This is a genomic window from Flavobacterium sp. UBA7680 (assembly GCF_002482975.1).
In the GTDB taxonomy this organism is placed as follows: Bacteria; Bacteroidota; Bacteroidia; order Flavobacteriales; family Flavobacteriaceae; genus Flavobacterium.
This window is the reverse complement of sequence record NZ_DLHA01000050.1, coordinates 300,902-319,085: the sequence shown is the minus strand read 5'-3', so window position 1 is coordinate 319,085 and position 18,184 is coordinate 300,902. Positions and strand designations below refer to the sequence as shown.

At 31.8% G+C, this 18,184-nt stretch carries 15 protein-coding genes; 6 read left to right on the top strand and 9 right to left on the bottom strand.

The annotated features are described in order from the left end of the window. Positions 1-59: 59 nt before the first annotated feature. Positions 60-2,210, bottom strand: coding sequence for a hypothetical protein (locus tag B3C18_RS21525; RefSeq protein WP_291151613.1), 2,151 nt, complete (start codon positions 2,208-2,210; stop codon positions 60-62). Positions 2,211-2,216: 6 nt separating this feature from the next. Next, a complete protein-coding gene (locus B3C18_RS21520) occupies positions 2,217-4,139 on the bottom strand; it encodes a transglutaminase-like domain-containing protein (RefSeq protein ID WP_291151611.1) in 1,923 nt (640 codons plus the stop codon). 250 nt (positions 4,140-4,389) lie between these two features. Between B3C18_RS21520 and rpe the strand changes: the two genes are divergently transcribed. Beyond that, on the top strand, positions 4,390-5,052 hold the full coding sequence (gene rpe / locus B3C18_RS21515) for a ribulose-phosphate 3-epimerase (RefSeq protein WP_291151608.1): 663 nt from the start codon (positions 4,390-4,392) through the stop codon (positions 5,050-5,052). Here rpe and B3C18_RS21510 read toward each other — a convergent pair. Together B3C18_RS21510 and B3C18_RS21505 are read right to left on the bottom strand one after the other, a co-directional pair. Further along, entirely contained in the window at positions 5,029-5,814 is a 786-nt protein-coding gene (locus B3C18_RS21510) for a DNA/RNA non-specific endonuclease (RefSeq protein ID WP_291151605.1), read from the bottom strand. The two genes, rpe and B3C18_RS21510, sit on opposite strands and share 24 nt — an antisense overlap. A gap of 89 nt (positions 5,815-5,903) precedes the next feature. Further along, the gene (locus B3C18_RS21505; RefSeq protein ID WP_291151602.1) at positions 5,904-8,087 is read right to left on the bottom strand and encodes a carboxy terminal-processing peptidase; all 2,184 of its coding nucleotides are present in this window, start codon (positions 8,085-8,087) and stop codon (positions 5,904-5,906) included. Between the two features lie 212 nt (positions 8,088-8,299). Here B3C18_RS21505 and surE point away from each other — a divergent pair, with 212 nt between their 5' ends. From surE to B3C18_RS21480, 5 genes are read left to right on the top strand one after another with little or no spacing between them, the layout of a single operon-like run. Continuing rightward, the gene (gene surE / locus B3C18_RS21500) at positions 8,300-9,079 is read left to right on the top strand and encodes a 5'/3'-nucleotidase SurE (protein ID WP_291151600.1); all 780 of its coding nucleotides are present in this window, start codon (positions 8,300-8,302) and stop codon (positions 9,077-9,079) included. Next, positions 9,072-9,344, top strand: coding sequence for a hypothetical protein (locus B3C18_RS21495; RefSeq protein ID WP_056207642.1), 273 nt, complete (start codon positions 9,072-9,074; stop codon positions 9,342-9,344). Before surE ends, B3C18_RS21495 begins: the two co-directional genes overlap by 8 nt. 35 nt (positions 9,345-9,379) lie before the next feature. After that, complete coding sequence (gene lpxB / locus B3C18_RS21490) at positions 9,380-10,495, top strand: lipid-A-disaccharide synthase (RefSeq protein WP_291151597.1); 1,116 nt, start codon at positions 9,380-9,382, stop codon at positions 10,493-10,495. 11 nt (positions 10,496-10,506) lie between these two features. After that, positions 10,507-10,992, top strand: a complete 486-nt coding sequence (locus tag B3C18_RS21485) for a C40 family peptidase (RefSeq protein WP_291151595.1) — start codon at positions 10,507-10,509, stop codon at positions 10,990-10,992. Between the two features lie 45 nt (positions 10,993-11,037). Then, the gene (locus tag B3C18_RS21480) at positions 11,038-13,074 is read left to right on the top strand and encodes a ComEC/Rec2 family competence protein (RefSeq protein ID WP_291151593.1); all 2,037 of its coding nucleotides are present in this window, start codon (positions 11,038-11,040) and stop codon (positions 13,072-13,074) included. 6 nt (positions 13,075-13,080) lie between these two features. Here B3C18_RS21480 and B3C18_RS21475 read toward each other — a convergent pair whose 3' ends face one another. From B3C18_RS21475 to B3C18_RS21455, 5 genes are all read right to left on the bottom strand, one after another. Further along, complete coding sequence (locus B3C18_RS21475; RefSeq protein ID WP_291151591.1) at positions 13,081-13,530, bottom strand: thioredoxin family protein; 450 nt, start codon at positions 13,528-13,530, stop codon at positions 13,081-13,083. 265 nt (positions 13,531-13,795) lie between these two features. Continuing rightward, positions 13,796-14,248, bottom strand: a complete 453-nt coding sequence (locus B3C18_RS21470; RefSeq protein WP_053470015.1) for a hypothetical protein — start codon at positions 14,246-14,248, stop codon at positions 13,796-13,798. A gap of 228 nt (positions 14,249-14,476) precedes the next feature. After that, positions 14,477-14,944: a thioredoxin family protein gene (locus B3C18_RS21465; protein ID WP_291151589.1), complete on the bottom strand. Its 468-nt coding sequence runs from the start codon at positions 14,942-14,944 to the stop codon at positions 14,477-14,479. Positions 14,945-14,995: 51 nt separating this feature from the next. Next, positions 14,996-16,480, bottom strand: coding sequence for a peptide MFS transporter (locus B3C18_RS21460; protein WP_291151587.1), 1,485 nt, complete (start codon positions 16,478-16,480; stop codon positions 14,996-14,998). A gap of 1 nt (position 16,481) precedes the next feature. Continuing rightward, positions 16,482-18,158 (bottom strand): peptide MFS transporter, encoded by a 1,677-nt coding sequence (locus B3C18_RS21455; protein WP_291151584.1) that lies wholly within the window; start codon positions 18,156-18,158, stop codon positions 16,482-16,484. Between the last annotated feature and the right edge of the window lie 26 nt (positions 18,159-18,184).

Sequence of the window (18,184 nt, the reverse complement as noted above, 5' to 3'; positions counted from 1 at the left end):
ATATGTTTGCAAAATATTTAAAACATCAAATACTTTTAAAGCTCTAAAAGTTAATTCTATTATTTTTTAAGCAAAACTTTTTCCTGAGTAAATTGGTAAGCCGCTTCTAAAAAGTCTACTATTTTGTTCCAATTTGCATTAGGCTCGTAGTAATTATTATATTTCTTTACTGTTTTAATTACTAGCTTATTATCTTTTAAAACAGCTGTACTAGTAAATTCTCCAGTGGAATTTTGAACATTTTTATTTAATTTTTCAATTCCTGAAATTTTATATCCGGCAGGAATTTCAAATATAATTTCATTTTCAAAAGCTCTCGGAAATGGCATATATACATTGTTTTTTCGGTCAGCTTCCTTTTTATCAATTTCAAGCTGGTTGGTCAGCATTTTTCCAATTTCAACAATATAATTTTCACCTGCTTTTTTGATAAAATTATTCTTTATAACAAATTCTTCCTCATACGAAACTGGAGAATTATCGCCATATCTTCCGGTATTTGTAATTTTAATTGTTGGATTTTCAATCTCAAAATCAAATTCTCCCGAAAGAGATTTTTTCTCGTTTTCTTTTTGAATATCTTTTAGTTTGTTTTTCAAAGCATCAAACTCTTTGTTATATTGTTCGCGCTTGCTTTTACTCCCTACTTTATCTATAACTCTTTCAGTACCATATTTTTGATAATCTTCATCTACATAATCATAAAACTTCAATTTATCCTTTTGTTCATCGCTTTTAAAATGTCCATAAAACTCTGAAGCTCTTTTAACATTCAAACTAGACAAATCAGCATCCATAGAAACATTCGTTACTACTTTTGTAATATTGTCTTTAACTGTAGTCGATGGCAAATCCACTTCCTTTACGTTTGCAATAGTCCTGTTGCTCACAAAATCCATTATGTAACCTTTTGTATTTTCAAGGTTATAATCAATTGTTCCCGGCGTGGTAAAAGGGTTGCAATATTCAAGATATAACGGAGTTGGTGTATTGATTCGTAATAATGGAGTCAGATTTTTTTTAATCAGCAATTCATCCAGAGAACCATTATTTCTGGCTGTCGCCAATACAATATTATAATCGATTTTAAACTCTTTCATATAAGCCATAAAATAGTATATAAAAGACCATTCGTTTGAAAAGAAATCAGGATTCTTGTACATGGCATACGAATTAAAAATATCAGCTTCTTTAATAACTGCCGATTCAATATATTGTGTGTAATACTGATGTCTGGCAAATAAGTAAACCGCTTTTATTTTTTCTTCCTCACTTTCAAAAGTTTTTCCTTTTAAAAACTTTAGTGTTTCTCCTAAATCAAAAACCGCACGGAATTCCTTTTCATAATTGTCAAAAATATCATCCTTATTGACTGTTTTTTTAAAAGCCTCATTCTGTTTAGGCAAAAATATTTGGGAATAATACGGTTTAGCATCACTCGATTTTTTTGCAAAAAAGACCTGAAATTTATAACAAGGCAGTTCGACTAACGGATAAAACCATCTCGGAAACTCCTCTTTTTCAATATCATGAGCCGTTAATTCGTATGCCTTAGTACGTTTTTTTCCAGAAGCAACTTCTTTTAACTCAGGCGCACCGTGATAGGTATTAAAAGCAACATAAAAATCTTCTTCAACTAAAAATTTCATTTTCCTGCTCATAATAGGATATACGTCTCCTAATGTGTTTTCAACAGGATCAAAATTTTGAATCTGGCTAGCAAATGGTTCATACGAATAGTAATAATAATCTATAATATCTCCTATTTCAAGACCATTTATAGCTATTTTTTTCTGGTCATCAACCGCCTTTGCATCTTTATCGACATCAACCTCAATTTCTTTTCCGTCTGGCTTAACAATTTTAACTCCTAAAAATGTTGTTCCTTGTTTATAGCTGTATCCTCTTGACGAATAAAACTTGTTTTTAAACGAGAATTCCGAAAATTCTTTAACCGAATTTTCATCCTGAAGTTTTATTCTTTGTCTATAAGCACTTGTAAGCACTACTTTTACACCAGAATTATGATAGTCATAATGTTCATATTTATAAATAATAACTGCCGACTCATTCTTCCATTTGTCTGGAGTTTTGGTCACCGTTTTAAAAGTGTCTGATTTTCCCCAAAAGAAGTCTTTTACTTCGGTTTTATCCTGTGAATAAGAAGAGAAACAAATTGTAATAAAGAAAATGAGTAATGTTTTATTCATACTGTTTTATGATTTTGTAAAAATTATTTGTTGGTTATAAATTGTTTTAAGGTTTTTATTGAAGTCATTCCATTTTGCCATATCTGTTTTTTTAACCACGGCATTTTTAAACACAAATTGCTTTTTGTAAACAATCTCTTTACCAACTTGTTTAAACGAAATCAGAGCACTGAAATCTTCTTCATTTACATTTAAGCTTTCAGGTAATTTACTCAGTTTATATCCGTCAGGAATCGCCAAAACTACATTCGATTCGTAATTTGTTTTATAATTTAGTTCGTAATTTGTTTTTCTGTCTTTAAACTCAAAATTTTTATATTCATCCATATAGGCTAAATCTATAAAAATATCATTATCAAACTTTGAAACCTTATTTTGAACATCTAAATCATAATTCAACGAAAGTTTTAAATCTCTGTTTTTTAAATCTGAGGTTTTAATATTTTTAGCTGTAATATTTTTATCATTTCCAGAAAGGTATTTTTCTAAAGTTTCGCCTTTTTTATTATTTTCAAAAGAATTAAAAATATTTAAAAACTCCGTTTTACTTTCTCCCGAATAGGTTTTAGAGCAGCTTCCGCTCAATTTATCATTGTCAACAATTAACTTGGCGTTATAAATTTCCTTGTTTAGTTCACTTCCCGAAGCTGGAACTTTTTTAATGATAAATTTATCCCCATCTTCAATCATTACTTCTTTATTTTGAATTCTTTCCGCATCTTCCCCAAAAGAATTATACTTCTCTGTACCGTCTATAAAATACGTTTTGCCTTTATAAAACAGTGTACAAATCATATGGTTATCAACCGCTAAAGAAGGTGTTGTATAATCATACAAAATATGCTTGGTGCCAATCCAGGTAAGTCTCGCATCAAATCCTGCCAATTTCAGCATTTGTTTACTCAGGTTTGCCATTCCTTTACAATCCCCATATCTTTTTTCAAAAACGTTTTGCGCTTCGTCTGGTTTAAAACCCGCGATTCCGTCTTCAAATGCTATATATCTAATATTATCCTGAACCCAATAATAAATATTCTTGATTTTTTCTTCATCGGTTTTTGCCGAAGACGTCAACTCTTTAACTTTAGCGGCAAGCAGACTTGTATCATCTTTCATAGAATCTACTAATGATTTATACCATTTATAAAGATCTGCAGTCGAATTAAAAAGCATCGTTTCTTTATCTCTATGTTTAAATGATTTTGCTATAACCAGAACATGCGGATAGATATAACTTCTTCCCGGTGCTTTTTTCTCTTTATAAAAAGCATCAACATTTTCCATTACATAAGTATAAATTGTAGCACCATTTCTATCGTCGCGCGTTTTAGTTTTAGAAATAGTATTTCCATCAAAATTAAATTCCTTCAATTCTAAATTTAACCAGTCCGGAACGGTAACTGTAATCTCTTTTTTAATAACCGGAAACTCGTCATTAAAATACAAAGAAGTAAAATACTTAACATCATTATACTTTTTTTCAAGCTCATAGATATAACTATATCCCTGAACCGGAAAATCTACGTCCATATACTTTACGCGGGCATCATTGTAGAACAAATCGTTGTCTTTGTAAAATTGATCTTTTAACGTAAACCCGGTATTTTTTTGATTTCTGTATTTCAGAATAAAACTTTCAATCGAAGATTCGCTGTCATAAAACTCATATTTATTAATATCAGCTCTGTGATTAATGTTCATTAAAACTTCTCTAACAGAGTTTTTAACCACAACTTTAGCATCGCTTTTGTTAAGTTCAAACGTAATGTTTTCCTTGCTTTCTAAAACGGCCACATCATCTTTAGAATATTTTTCTCTAAGTGATTTTGCTAATTGAATATCTTCTGCTGTAGGGTCTAATGCCTTTTGGCTAAAGAGCATATTTGCAGATAAAAAAAAGGTAATAATTGAAAGTAGAGTTATTTTCATCAAGTAGGATTATTTGCCGCAATTTACAAAAAAACCCATACGAATTATTTATTTCCTTTTTTAGATTTACTATATTTCTTTCTTATTATTTTAATTAAAATAATGACAAAACCTTAATCTATTAAAAATAAATTTAGCAAAACATAAACATCTTAAACCTATATGAATTTTACATAAAACCTTGACCCGGATAGTTGTCGGGATTACGGTTAAAAAATTTTATCTTTGTAAAAAAACACACCACTACAAAATGAAAAATACTCTTATTGCTCCTTCAGTTCTTGCTGCCGATTTTGCGAACCTGCAGCGTGATATCGAAATGATTAACATCAGCCAGGCCGATTGGTTTCATATTGATATTATGGATGGAGTTTTTGTTCCGAATATTTCTTTTGGAATGCCTGTTTTAGAAGCTATTTCTAAACATGCCAAAAAGTATATTGATGTACATTTAATGATTATTGATCCGGATCGTTATATTAAAACCTTCGCTGATTTAGGCGCTAACGGTTTAACTGTACATTATGAAGCTTGTACACATTTACACAGAACATTACAAGCTATTAAAGCCGAAGGAATGAAAGCCGGAGTTGCCATCAATCCGCATACTAATATTGACTTGTTAGAAGATGTTATTAATGATATTGACTTAGTTTGTATTATGAGTGTGAATCCGGGTTTTGGCGGACAGTCGTTTATTGAAAACACTTATGATAAAGTAAAAAAACTAAAAGCTTTAATTACACGTAAAAACGCGTCAACTCTTATCGAAATTGACGGCGGTGTAACCAACAAAAATGCAAAACAATTAGTAGAAGCAGGAGCCGATGTTTTAGTTGCCGGAAGCTTTGTTTTTAAAGCCGAAAATCCAACCGAAACAATTGCAGATTTAAAAGTCCTTACTGCTTTTTAAGTTTTTTAAATTTGGGAAGAAATCAATTCCAGTCATTTTTTCCAGAGTTTCAATAGGAACAACGAAATCATAAATTGGTTTATCGCTGTCTTCATTCGGAACCAAAAAAGCAATTGCTTTATGTTCCTTTCCAGATTTAGCTAAAACAATTTTATAAAAATATTTAGGAACAGAAACTTTCTCTGTTCCTATTTTTTTATCTGAATCTTTCAGGATTCCTCCAGTAACTACATAAATATCATTGTATTTTCCAGCCCAATAACGAGTTTTCTGCTCAATTCTGTTCCAGATTCCGCTATTAAAATCATGTCTTTGCGGTGAAATATTCGAAGTATAAAAAGTATCATCATAAGCGTCTTTGCTAAATTCCATATCGCCCGCAGGACAAAGATGCCCTTTATCATAACCTGACTTTTTATAATTTCTCCAATCTGCAGAACCCGTTGTTACTTTTGGATCTTCAATAAAATACGGACGTTTGTAATTTCCGTTTTTTAGATATTCTTTCTTCAATTCATAAGCGACCCATTCGGCCTGCTCAAATTTTTCATTATAAGAAAGCGTGTAATATTTATGCTGAATAATTTGATTTGTGGTCGAAGTTGGCTGATAAGCAATCGAATATAAAGAACCAGTATTACTTTGGTCAGAAACAAATGAATTTTCTGCTTTTGCTATTTCTGTTTCAACAACAGTTTCATTTTCCTTTTTACAAGAAAGCAATGCCAAACCAATCAATCCGCAAACTAAAATACTTTTCATAAATATTACTTTTTTCTTTTAAACTAAAAAACGCTTCATAAATTACTTTAAGAAGCGTTTTTTAATAACAAATTAAACATTTAAAATCTTTAAGATTTTACCAATTTATCTTTTTTCATTTTAGGAGAAACGCCATTTTTTACTAAAGATTTAGATTGTAAGTCATCTAAAACATTTAATGCTTCTTCCACATAAACATCTTTAGATAATGCCTGGTGCCAAGCTTCTCTTTTTTCTTTCAATGTAGCATCGTTATTCATTTCAACCTCTTCATAAGGCAATGATCTAAACACTAAACTGTTTTTATAATCAGAAATTGGTTTGTATTTTTTTCCTTCATTTTCAACTTGTTCCTGAGTTTGTTTAAAACTATTAATGTTCAAGCTGTATATGTTTTCTTTATTCTTAACATCGATCCATTTTGCATTATCTTCAATTAATTTAAATTGAGGATTTTGTAAAATTCTGTTTTTACTTTTCTCGATTGCTTTTGTAAAGTTTTCGTTAGACGTCCAAGTGCTGTAATCTGCCGGATCAATTTTGTCCCACGGCATTGCATTGTCAATATCACGCTCTCCCATTTTTAAGTAAGCATAACGATCTGGCATAACCACGTCACTATGAACACCTTCTAACTGAGTTGAACCTCCGTTAATTCTATAGAATTTTTGGCCTGTAATTTTCAATGCTCCTAAATCTCCATAATTTGCATTACGAACAAATTGGTTCAAATCAAGTACATTTTGTACCGTTCCTTTACCGTAAGTTTGTTTACTACCAATGATAACACCACGTTTGTAATCCTGAATTGCAGCTGCTAAAATCTCAGAAGCCGAAGCAGAGAAACTGTTCACCATAATTACTAATGGTCCGTCCCACTCTATTTTTTTATCTTTATCGTATAAAACTTCTTTCTTTTTACCAGCAGATTTTACCTGAACGATTGGTCCTTCTTCAATAAATAAACCAGCGATATCAACAACTGTAGAAAGAGATCCTCCACCGTCATCACGAACGTCAAGAACAATACCGTTTATGTTTTCTTTTTTCAGTCTTTCAACTTCAAGAGCAATATCTTTTCCTGCATCACGACCGTCTTTGTTTTCAAAATCGATATAAAATTTAGGCAGGTAAATAACGCCATATTTTAATCCGTTTTTCTCAACAATACTTGATTTTGCATATGTTTCTTCAATTTCAACAACATCTCTGATAATTGAAATTACTTTGATACTTCCGTCCACTTTTTTAACGGTAAGTTTAACTTCAGTTCCTTTATGACCTTTGATTTTTTTCACAACATCATCAAGACGCATTCCAACTACATCAACAGGTTCTTCATTTCCTTGAGCTACTTTCAAGATTAAATCTCCAGCCTCAAGTTGTTTTCCTTTCCATGCTGGTCCGCCAGAAATTAACTCATCAATTTGAGTAAAATCATTTTTCTTAGTCAATCTTGCTCCAATTCCTTCTAATTTTCCGCTGATGTTTACATCAAAACGATCTTTTTCTTCTGGAGCAAAATAACTTGTATGAGGGTCAAAACGAGCCATGATTGAATTTAAATACACTGAAAACCAGTAATCTTTATTCAAATCTTTAATTACACTAAAATTATCATCTAAAGATTTTAATGAACTTTCTCGTGTGTCTTTTTCTAAAGCATCAAAAGATTTTTCCTGATAAGCAGGATCTTTTTTCTTTTTCTCTTCTTCAATTTTTTGTTTTGTTACAAGCGATGAAAGTGTAGATAATTTAATTTGTTTTCTCCATCTTTCATTGATTTCCGTTAAGTTTTTTGCATACGGAAGTTTCTCATAATCTGCATTAAAAGTCTCATCTGTTGTGTAGTTAAATGGCTGCGCTAAAATCGTTTTGTAACGTTTTTTGCTTTCTTCCATTCTCTTCATCAGCCTTGTATAAGTCAAGTTGAAAAATGTCAAATCTTTATTCAAAAACTGATCGTCCAGCATTAGCTCATATTGCTTAAATTCATCAATATCAGACTGCAGGAAAAATCGCTTCGAAGGGTCTAATGCCTCGATATAATCTTTAAAAATACCTTTCGAAAATTCGTCATTTATTTCAGCCGGGCTGTAGTGTCCTTTTTCAATAACAAAAGCCAGTAATTCTAATAATGTCTTGTCTTTATTTGGGTCCGGATCATCATTCTTGTCAGCATTTATTTTAAAAGCAAACAGGGTTAAAGACAAGCATAATACGGCTATAAGTATTTTATAATTTCTTTTCATAAACTTAATAATAGCATTCATCAAATTTTTTAATCTAAGTTACGGTAAAAACTATGCCAACATGCCAAGATCAGTATAATTTTTTGTTAAAGATATAAAAATGTTTGATGCTTAAAAGTCTTCTGGAATTTAGTTTACAATTTTTATTTATTTGTTAGTATTCTACCAAAATCTGTTACTACATTTGCCCTAACAAGCTTTTATTTTGATAAATCAAAAATGGAAAACGCAGCATGAAAGACGAAAAACCTTTAATATTAGTTACGAATGATGATGGAATTCTGGCTCCCGGAATCAGAGCTTTAATAAGCGTTATGGAAACTATTGGCGATGTCGTTGTGGTCGCCCCAGACAAGCCTCAAAGCGCAATGGGACACGCCATTACGATAAACAATACTTTATTTCTGGATAAAATTTCTAAAGATGGAGATTCTGTTACAGAATACAGCTGTTCCGGAACGCCTGTAGACTGTGTAAAACTGGCCGTTAATGAAATTTTAAAACGAAAACCGGACTTGTGTGTTTCGGGAATTAATCACGGATCAAATTCTTCTATAAATGTGATTTATTCGGGAACAATGAGCGCCGCTGTCGAAGCCGGAATTGAAGGTATTCAGGCGATTGGTTTTTCTCTTTTGGACTTTGACTGGAATGCCGATTTTGAACCCGCTAAAGCATTCGTAAAAAAAATAGCTTTAGAAACATTAAAAAATAAACTTCCTGCCGGAGTGGTTTTAAATGTTAATTTTCCGAAATTGAGCGAAAAAGAAATCAAAGGAATAAAAATCTGTCGTCAGGCGAAAGCGTATTATGCCCAGAAATTTGATAAAAGACAAACGCCTTACGGTAAAGATTATTACTGGCTAACAGGCAAATTTACCAATGAAGATAATGGCGAAGATACCGATGAATGGGCACTTGAAAACGGATATATTTCGGTAGTTCCTGTTCAGTTCGACTTAACGGCACATCATACAATGCAGCAACTTAATACTTGGAAATTAAATGGATAAAAAAGAACTCGTAATCGGATTTATTGTTGGAATTTTTACTTCGCTTCTTGGAAGTTATTTGTTTATCAAATTTTTTACAAAATTTGACCTTCCAGCCGGAATTCAAACTATTAGAGAAATGGGATATTTAGGAAAAGTGATTACAATTGGAGCTGTTTTAGATCTTCCAGTTTTTTTAATTCTCTTAAAAAGAAACAAAGAAATGATGGCTCGAGGCGTGATTTTAGCCGTGATTGTTTTAGCAATTTCGACCATAATTATTTAAATCCTATCTTTGTGCTGCAATAAAAATTCGTTGATATGAAATATTACATAATAGCTGGCGAAGCTTCTGGAGATTTACATGGTTCTAATTTAATGAAAGCATTATACGAGGAAGATCCTCAGGCTGACATCAGATTTTGGGGCGGTGATTTAATGCAAAAAGCCGGCGGAACATTGGTAAAACATTATCGCGAATTGGCTTTTATGGGATTTGTTGAAGTAATTTTTAACTTAAAAACTATTTTAAACAACATAAAAATCTGCAAAAAAGATATCTCTGAATTTAAACCCGATGTTTTAATTTTTATTGATTATCCGGGCTTTAATATGCGTATTGCAAAATGGGCTAAAGAACTGAATTACAAAACACATTATTATATTTCTCCTCAAATCTGGGCTTGGAAAGAAAACCGAATCAACGCTATTAAACAAGACGTTGACAGAATGTTTGTGATCTTGCCTTTTGAAAAAAGTTTTTATGAAGACAAACATCATTTCCCTGTAGATTTTGTTGGGCATCCTTTAATTGATGCTATTCAAAATCAGCCTGCTTTTAATGAAACTGCTTTTAGAGAAGAGTATAAATTAGGCGAAAAACCAATTATTGCTGTTTTACCGGGAAGCCGTAAACAGGAAATTACCAAAATGCTAAGTGTTATGCTGAGCGTTGTAGATGATTTTCAGGATTATGAATTTGTTATTGCCGGAGCGCCAAGCCAGGATTATGAATTTTATCAGCAGTTTATTAAAAACAAAAATATTGCTTTTGTTTCGAATAAAACTTATGATTTGTTGCGTTCTTCAACTGCAGCGTTGGTTACCTCTGGAACCGCAACTTTAGAAACGGCTCTTTTAAAAGTTCCCGAAGTGGTTTGTTATAAAGGAAGTGCGATCTCGTATCAAATTGCCAAACGAATTATTACTTTAAAATATATTTCGCTTGTCAATTTAATTATGGATCAGGAAGTTGTAACGGAACTGATTCAAAGTGAATGTAATACAAAACGAATCAAAGAAGAACTGAACAAATTATTGGAGCCTTCTCACCGCGAAAAACTGCTGAAAAACTATGATATTTTAGAGCAAAAACTAGGCGGAGTTGGCGCAAGCAAAAAAACAGCTAAACTTATTGTTGCCGATTTAAAATCTTAACTATTTCTGTTTTGAAAAAAATACTCGTTTTCCTTCTTTTATCAATCGTATTGGTTTCTTGTAAATCGACTTCGACTGCTGTGAGCAAAAACGAACCGAAAAAAGAAAATAGATCTGTTGTAAAAAATTTAATTGAAACTGCGACTGATAATATTGGCGTTAAATACAAAGCGGGCGGAACTACAAAAAATGGTTTCGATTGTTCTGGCTTGGTTTACACCACTTTCGAATCTGAAAATATAAAACTGCCGAGAAGTTCTTTTGAACAGGCAAAAATTGGAAAAGTAATTCCCTTAAATGATGCGAAAAAAGGAGATTTGATTTTCTTTAAAACGAATAAAAGCAAGCAGATCAATCATGTTGGACTTATTACGGAAGTAAATTCAGATGAAATTAAATTTATACATTCTTCTACTTCAAAAGGTGTAATCATTTCTTCTACAAAAGAAGCTTATTACAAAAACTCGTTCGAACAAGTAAACCGCGTAATCGAATAAATAAAATATATTTATTTTCTTACAAATTTTTAATACTTTTAAGCCATGAAAGTATTAGATTTTCCTTTAGCTAAAATTACAATTAGCTTTCTTTTTGGCATTTTAGTTTCTTATTATTGTCTGCCTTCCTTTCAAATTTCATTTATTTCTCTTGGAATTTGTACTGCATTATTTTGCATTAGTTTTTTCCTTTCGAAGAAAAACAAAAAGACAAATCAATTCTTCGGAATCAGTAGTGCCCTTATTTCGTTTTGCACAGGAATCTACGTTTTGCTTATTCATACAGACACTTTTGATAAATCTAATTATACGCATTCTCAAACAGCTTTTGAAAAGCCTCAATTTATAACTTTTACATTACGGGAGAAACTTAAAAGCAACGATTACAACGATCGCTACATCGGTCTAATAAATGCCATTGACAACAAGATTTATTCAGGTAAAATTATTGTCAATATTCAAAAAGACAGTACTCAAAATTCCTTAATAATTGGAAATACAATTAAAGTCAAAACCGCTTTACAAAAAACAGCTTCAAGTAAAAATCCAAATCAATTTGACTATGCTAAATATTTAGCTGACAAACAGATTTATGCGCAGGTTTATTGCAAAAAATCAGAAATCAAAATCAGCCAAACCATCAAAAAAGATATTTGGTATTACTCCGGCCGACTGCACGCTACTATTCTAAAAAATTTGGAAAGTGCTCATTTTAACAAAGACGAAATGAATGTGGCACTTGCTCTTATTTTGGGACAACAGCAGGAAATTTCAGCTGATATTATAAAGGATTATCAGTATTCTGGAGCAACGCATGTTCTTTCGGTTTCAGGGCTGCATGTTGGCTTTATAATGCTTTTTATCATGTTTGTTTTAAAGCCAATTCCTAATACCCGAAAAGGTTCAGCCATTAAATTATTTTCTATTTTAATTTCGTTGGCAGGTTTTGCTGTTATATCGGGTTTATCTCCATCTGTTTTGCGTTCGGTTGTCATGTTTTCTTTTGTAGCCATTGGAAATCATCTTCGCCGAAGCGGAAATATTTATCATACTTTATTAGTTTCCATTTTATTGATATTACTTTTTGAGCCTTATTTCTTATTTGATGTTGGTTTTCAATTAAGTTATTTAGCGTTGTATTTTATAGTTTGGCTTCAGCCGATATTAAAGAAAATCTGGTCGCCAAAAAACAAAATCGTAATTTATATCTGGGATTCCTTAACGGTTTCATTTTCGGCACAAATTGGTACTCTACCTTTATGCCTTTATTATTTTCATCAATTTCCGGGATTGTTTTTTGTTACCAATATTATAATTCTTCCCGTTTTATCTTTTATCATGATTGCCGGAATAATTGTGATGCTTTTTGCAATCTTTAAAAGTCCGCCGGAAATTTTGGTTTACATTTTCGAAAAAAGCATTTTCATTTTAAACCAAATGATTCATTACGTCGCATCATTTGAATCATTTGTTATTCAGGATATCAGTTTTAATTTTTATTATTTGGTTACGCTTTACTTCGTAATAATTAGTGCAATAATCTGTTCAAAAAAACCTAGTTACACTAAACTCGCTTTTGTGTTTGTATCAGTAATTTTATTACAGCTTTCTTTCATTTATACTAAAAAAGAAACCGCAGATCAAAAAGAGCTAATTGTTTATAATGTCAAGAAGAACACCTTAATCTCAAAAAGATTTGGCAATAATATTACACTTTTTACGAGCGATACAACTAGAGACAAAAGCTCAAAAAACAATGCTTTCAATTCTTATTTAGTGGGCAATTTTAGTGTTTTAAATAAATCGCAGCGAATCGGGAATGTCTTGTTTTTTAATGGAAAAAAAATATCCATAATTGACAGCACCGGAATTTATGAAAATAAAAACCAGCCTGATATTGTGATTTTGACCCAATCTCCTAAAATAAATCTTGAAAGAGTTTTAACCGAATTACATCCTAAAATTATTATTGCGGACGGAACAAATGCCTACGCAATTCAAAAAATGTGGAAATTGAGCTGTGAGAAAAAAAATATCCCTTTTCATGCTACTGCCGAAAAGGGATTTTATAGATTAAACTAATCTTTTTTATTCTGGATTTAAAATCAAATTGGAGTCGGAAATAAAAGCTTTTACTCCATTTGAATTATAAGGAAGTCTCCCTAATAAATTAAAAGCAGTTTTACCATTTCTAATTGAACCGGTCGTATAACAAACCTCCGGAAGATTGGCAACGCCAAATGCATTTTTTAATTTAATGTTCTGCTCTTTGACTTCACTCGATACTGCGGCATCAGACAAATCGAGTTTTAATAAAATAACGTTCCTGCGGGACCATTTTTCAAATTCTAAAGTTTTAAAAACTTCATTTTGTAAATTCTCAGGAGCATTAGCAGCAGTAAAAAAAATCAATAGTGGTTTTCTTTCTTCATTACTTAAGGTAATGGCATCAACCACACTCGTTTTCCATTCTAAATTTTGCGATTCAGCAAAACATGTTATTAAAAAAAATAGCAGGATAAGTAGTTTTCGGGTCATAGTTTATTGGTTTTTGGCTGGTTAATAAAACTAAATTAACACAAAACCTATTGCCAACAATCTCCATTAAAACAAATAGTTACAAAAAAAGTGCATTAAAATGAATTTAATTATTTAAGATTCTTTATTTGAAAAAAATGAAAAATTTATGGTCTTAAAATATTAAATGTACAATTCACATTTTAACTTGTTTAAAAAAATATCCCTTTTCAACTATGTTGAAAAGGGATTCTACAAATTAAACTAAGAAACTTAATTTAAATTATTACTCACTCGGATGCAGAATATTATTTGATTCTGCAATCCATGCTTTTGCACCTCCCGGTTTGTATGCAATTTTACCAAGAGCGCTAAAAGTTGTTTTGTTTTTTCTTATCGAAGCCATTGCGTAGCATACTTGCGGTAAATCATCAACTCCAAAAGCATTTTTTAATTTAATGTTTTGTTCTTTATCTCCATCTGAAGCTGTAGCGTCTGATAAATCTAATTTTACAAGAATCACATTATCACGCGACCAAACTGCAAAGTCTGGGGTTTTAAATACTTCGTTCTGAAGATTTTCTGGTACACCTGAGGCAGTGAATAAAATTAACATGGGTTTTCTTTCTTCATTACTAATTGCAATTGCATCAGTCATGTTTGTTCGCCATGCAAGCGTTTGTGCGTGCATGAAAAATGAACCTAAAAAAAACAGTAGGATAAGTAATTTTTTAGTCATATTAGATATTGGTTTTGGTTAGTATAGCATGACGAAATTAACATAATATTTTAATTATCCAAATTATATTAAGCCAAAAATTACATTATATATTTTTTTCTTTATAAATAAATATTGAAATAATAATTCAGTCTTAACAAATGAAAATCTTTTCCTACTAAACAAAAAAACTCCTTACATTACTGTAAGGAGTTTTATATATAATCTTGATTTAAAAAATTAAGCTTTTTAAGACTTTTTAGGATGAACAATTCCGTCTGCAACTGTTAACCAAGCCGATGGACCTCCGGCAACATATCCTGTTCTACCAAGACCTGTAAAATTAACTTTTCCATCTTTTGTTTGTGCGCTTGTAAAAAATACAGTTGGAAATCCCTGGATTCCAAAAGCCTGCTGTAGTTCATTATTTTGATTTTTAAGCTCTGGCGTTTGAGGTACAGCTCTTGGATAATCCAATTCTACTAAAACAACATTATCTGCAGCCCATTTTTTAAATTCCGGAGTTTTTAAAACTTCATTTTGTAAACGAATACACCATCCGCACCAGTCGCTTCCTGTAAAGAACAACAACATCGGTTTTTGTTCCTTATTACTTACTGTGATTGCTTCTTTAACATCAGTATACCATTTTAGTTCCTGAGCCTGAGTTGCAAATGCTCCAACTATAAAAAAGGCTATTAGTAATATTCTTTTCATAACATGTTATTTTTTTGCAAATTTAAATAAAAAATGAATTGGAAAATCTATTTATTTTACTTCTTGCATTAACCTTCTAATTAACGGAGTCAAAACAATTAATGCAACACCCGCAATAAGAGAATACAATGCAAGTTGATAATATCCATCTGTATAAGCGATAAGCTTAGACATTAATGTTGTTCCTGTATTTGCATCAGACATTTCAGCTCCTAATTTTCCAGCAGCAAATTGTCCAAATGCGCTTGAAAGGAACCATAGTCCCATCATCATTCCAAATAATCGTTTAGGTGATAATTTCGTAATTACCGACATTCCGATTGGGCCAATACATAATTCTCCAAGAGTATATACAAGATATCCTAAAGCAAAGACATCCAGAGAACTTAATCCGTCTGCAGCTAGAAAAAATCTGGCACAGTAAAAAATAAAGAATCCTGCAGCCAGCAAAACAAATGACAAACCAAACTTAATAACAGTATTTGGTTCAATTCTTCGCTTGGCCATAAACATCCATAAAAACCCTAGCAATGGACTAAAAATAACAACATACAATGAGTTGATACTATTATTTACGACATTTGGATCAATATGAAAAAACAACATCTTGTTAGATAAATTATCTTTTGCGAACAAAGACAAAGATCCTCCTGATTGCTCAGAGATTGCCATAAACATAAAATATCCAAAAATAAATACAAATGCAGCTAAAAGTTTTCGCTGTTGCTTTCCATCCTTTAACATTATCAACTCATATGCAAAATATCCTAATGCAACTATTCCCATAGTGTACATAAAATACTCTGTAAAGTCAGAGTTGATAACCATTATATATACTAATGGAATAACAACAAAAGAACCAACATAAACCGCAATTTCGTATAAATTACGTTTTTTAGGCGCGTGATTTTCTAATGGAGAATTTCCAATTGGTGCTAAATGCTTTTTCGTTAAAAGAAAAGTAATTACACCAATAATCATAACAATTGCCGCAGAAAGAAAACAAAGGCTCCATGAATAGTTCTTTCCTAAGTAAATAGGAATTGCACCACCAAGCATTCCGCCAATATTAATTCCCGCGTAAAACAACCCGTAACCTGCATCACGGCGTCCATCATTTTCATGATACAACTCACCAACCATCGAAGAAACGTTTGGCTTAAAGAAACCTGTCCCGATAATAGAAAGTGTTATTCCGTAATAAAAGAAATCATGCGGAGAAGCTGCAATCAGCAAATTCCCCAAAATCATTACGATTCCTCCAAAAAGAAGTGATTTTTTAAATCCTAAAATTTTATCTGCAAAAATACCTCCAATAAAAGTAAATGCATAGACAAAAGCCTGAATGGCTCCGTATTGTAAATTTGCTTTTCCTTCAAGTAAACCTAATTGGTCAACCATAAAAAAAGCTAAAACTCCTCTCATTCCGTAGAAACAAAAACGTTCCCACATTTCAACTAAAAACAAGTACCACAATTGTTTTGGGTACTTGCCTTTAAAATTTTGAATTTCCTCTAAAGTGATTTTATGTTCCATACTATCTTACTCCGTGCATCATTTTTTTCAACAATGGAGTCAAAGCAAATAATACAATTGCCGCGATACCCGTAAGAACAACAAATACCATAAAGAACTCATATAGGTTGTGAATTTCAAATCCTGCGAAAATAGGATTGTGATCACTAATTTGATGTTTATCTAATAAAGCTAATTGCTCTGCAGTTGGTGTAATTTTTTTGTCAAGGACAGCTTGAAGATCAATTCCTAATTCTTTTGCTTTTGCAAATTTATCACCAGTTGCAGGAAGGATAGAACCTAAAGTCCCTCCTAATGCATAACCAGATGCGTTTGATAAGAAAAACACTCCGTACAATAATGAAGCAAAACGTTTTGGAGATAATTTACCAACTAGTGACAAACCAATTGGAGATAAACATAACTCTGCACACGTATTTAAGAAATATAATAAGATTAACCATTTTACAAGTAATAATCCTGAAGTTCCAATGAATGAAACCTGAGTCGCAATCATGAAGAAACTAATTGAAATAATTACTAATCCGGCTGCTAATTTTACTGGTGAAATTGGTTCTTTGTCTTTTGCTCTTAAAGTATCCCAAAGAATACTAAAAGGAACTGCCATTACAACTACAAAAAGTCCATTAAAAATTTGAACCATTGACGGCGGCATTAGGTAGCCAAAGAAATGTCTGTCGGTTTGATTATCTGCAATAAAGGTTAATGAAGAACCTGCCTGCTCAAATGCAGCCCAAAAGAAAATAATAAAGAACGAAACGATGTAAATTACAATAATTCTGTCTCTTTCAATTTTAGTTAAAGAAGTATCAGAAATAATTAATCCCGCCAAAGCTATACCGCTCGAATATATCAAGGTGTAAATTAAATTCTGACCTACAACATAATGAAAAAAGAATCCTAAAGCAACAAATCCAAGCCCCGCAATAACCAAGGCTTTACTAGAAAAATTAGCTTTTTGAGCTTCTCCCTCTTCAAAATCTTCTGCAACATTTTTAGAAGGCAAACCTCCTAATGGTCTTCCTTCCGGAGAAACCACATATTTATTTTTCAGGAAATAGAAAAGAATAGTTCCGATAAGCATTGCGCCAGAAGCCGCCATGAATCCCCATCTAAAAGCATGGATATCTCTAATTCCTCCAGCATCTTTTACGTCTCCTAATAAAGGACAAATAGATTGGCCTAAGAAAGCACCAATATTAATTCCCATGTAGAAAATAGTAAAAGCTGTATCCAGTTTAGTTTTTTCTTGTTTTGGATACAAACTTCCAACCATACTAGAAATGTTTGGTTTGAAGAATCCGTTACCAAAAACAATTACACCTAATCCGCAGTACATAATAGCTTTTGCCATTTCCAGATTAGACTCAAAAACACTACCACTGGTAAACAATAACATTTGACCAATTGCCATTAATAATCCACCTAAAAGGATACAATTTCTGTTTCCTAAAAAACGATCGGCAATAAAACCTCCTAACATTGGAGTTAAGTAACAAAGTCCAAGGAAACCTCCATAAATTAAAGACGCTTCTTCTTCCTTCATTAATAATGAATTCACAAGAAATAAAGTTAATAAAGCTCGCATTCCATAAAAATTGAATCTCTCCCACATCTCCGTCCCAAACAATACCCAAAGTCCTTTTGGATGCGCAGTTTTTACTTGAGTTTCTCCCATATTATTCACTATATTTAAGGTTAATA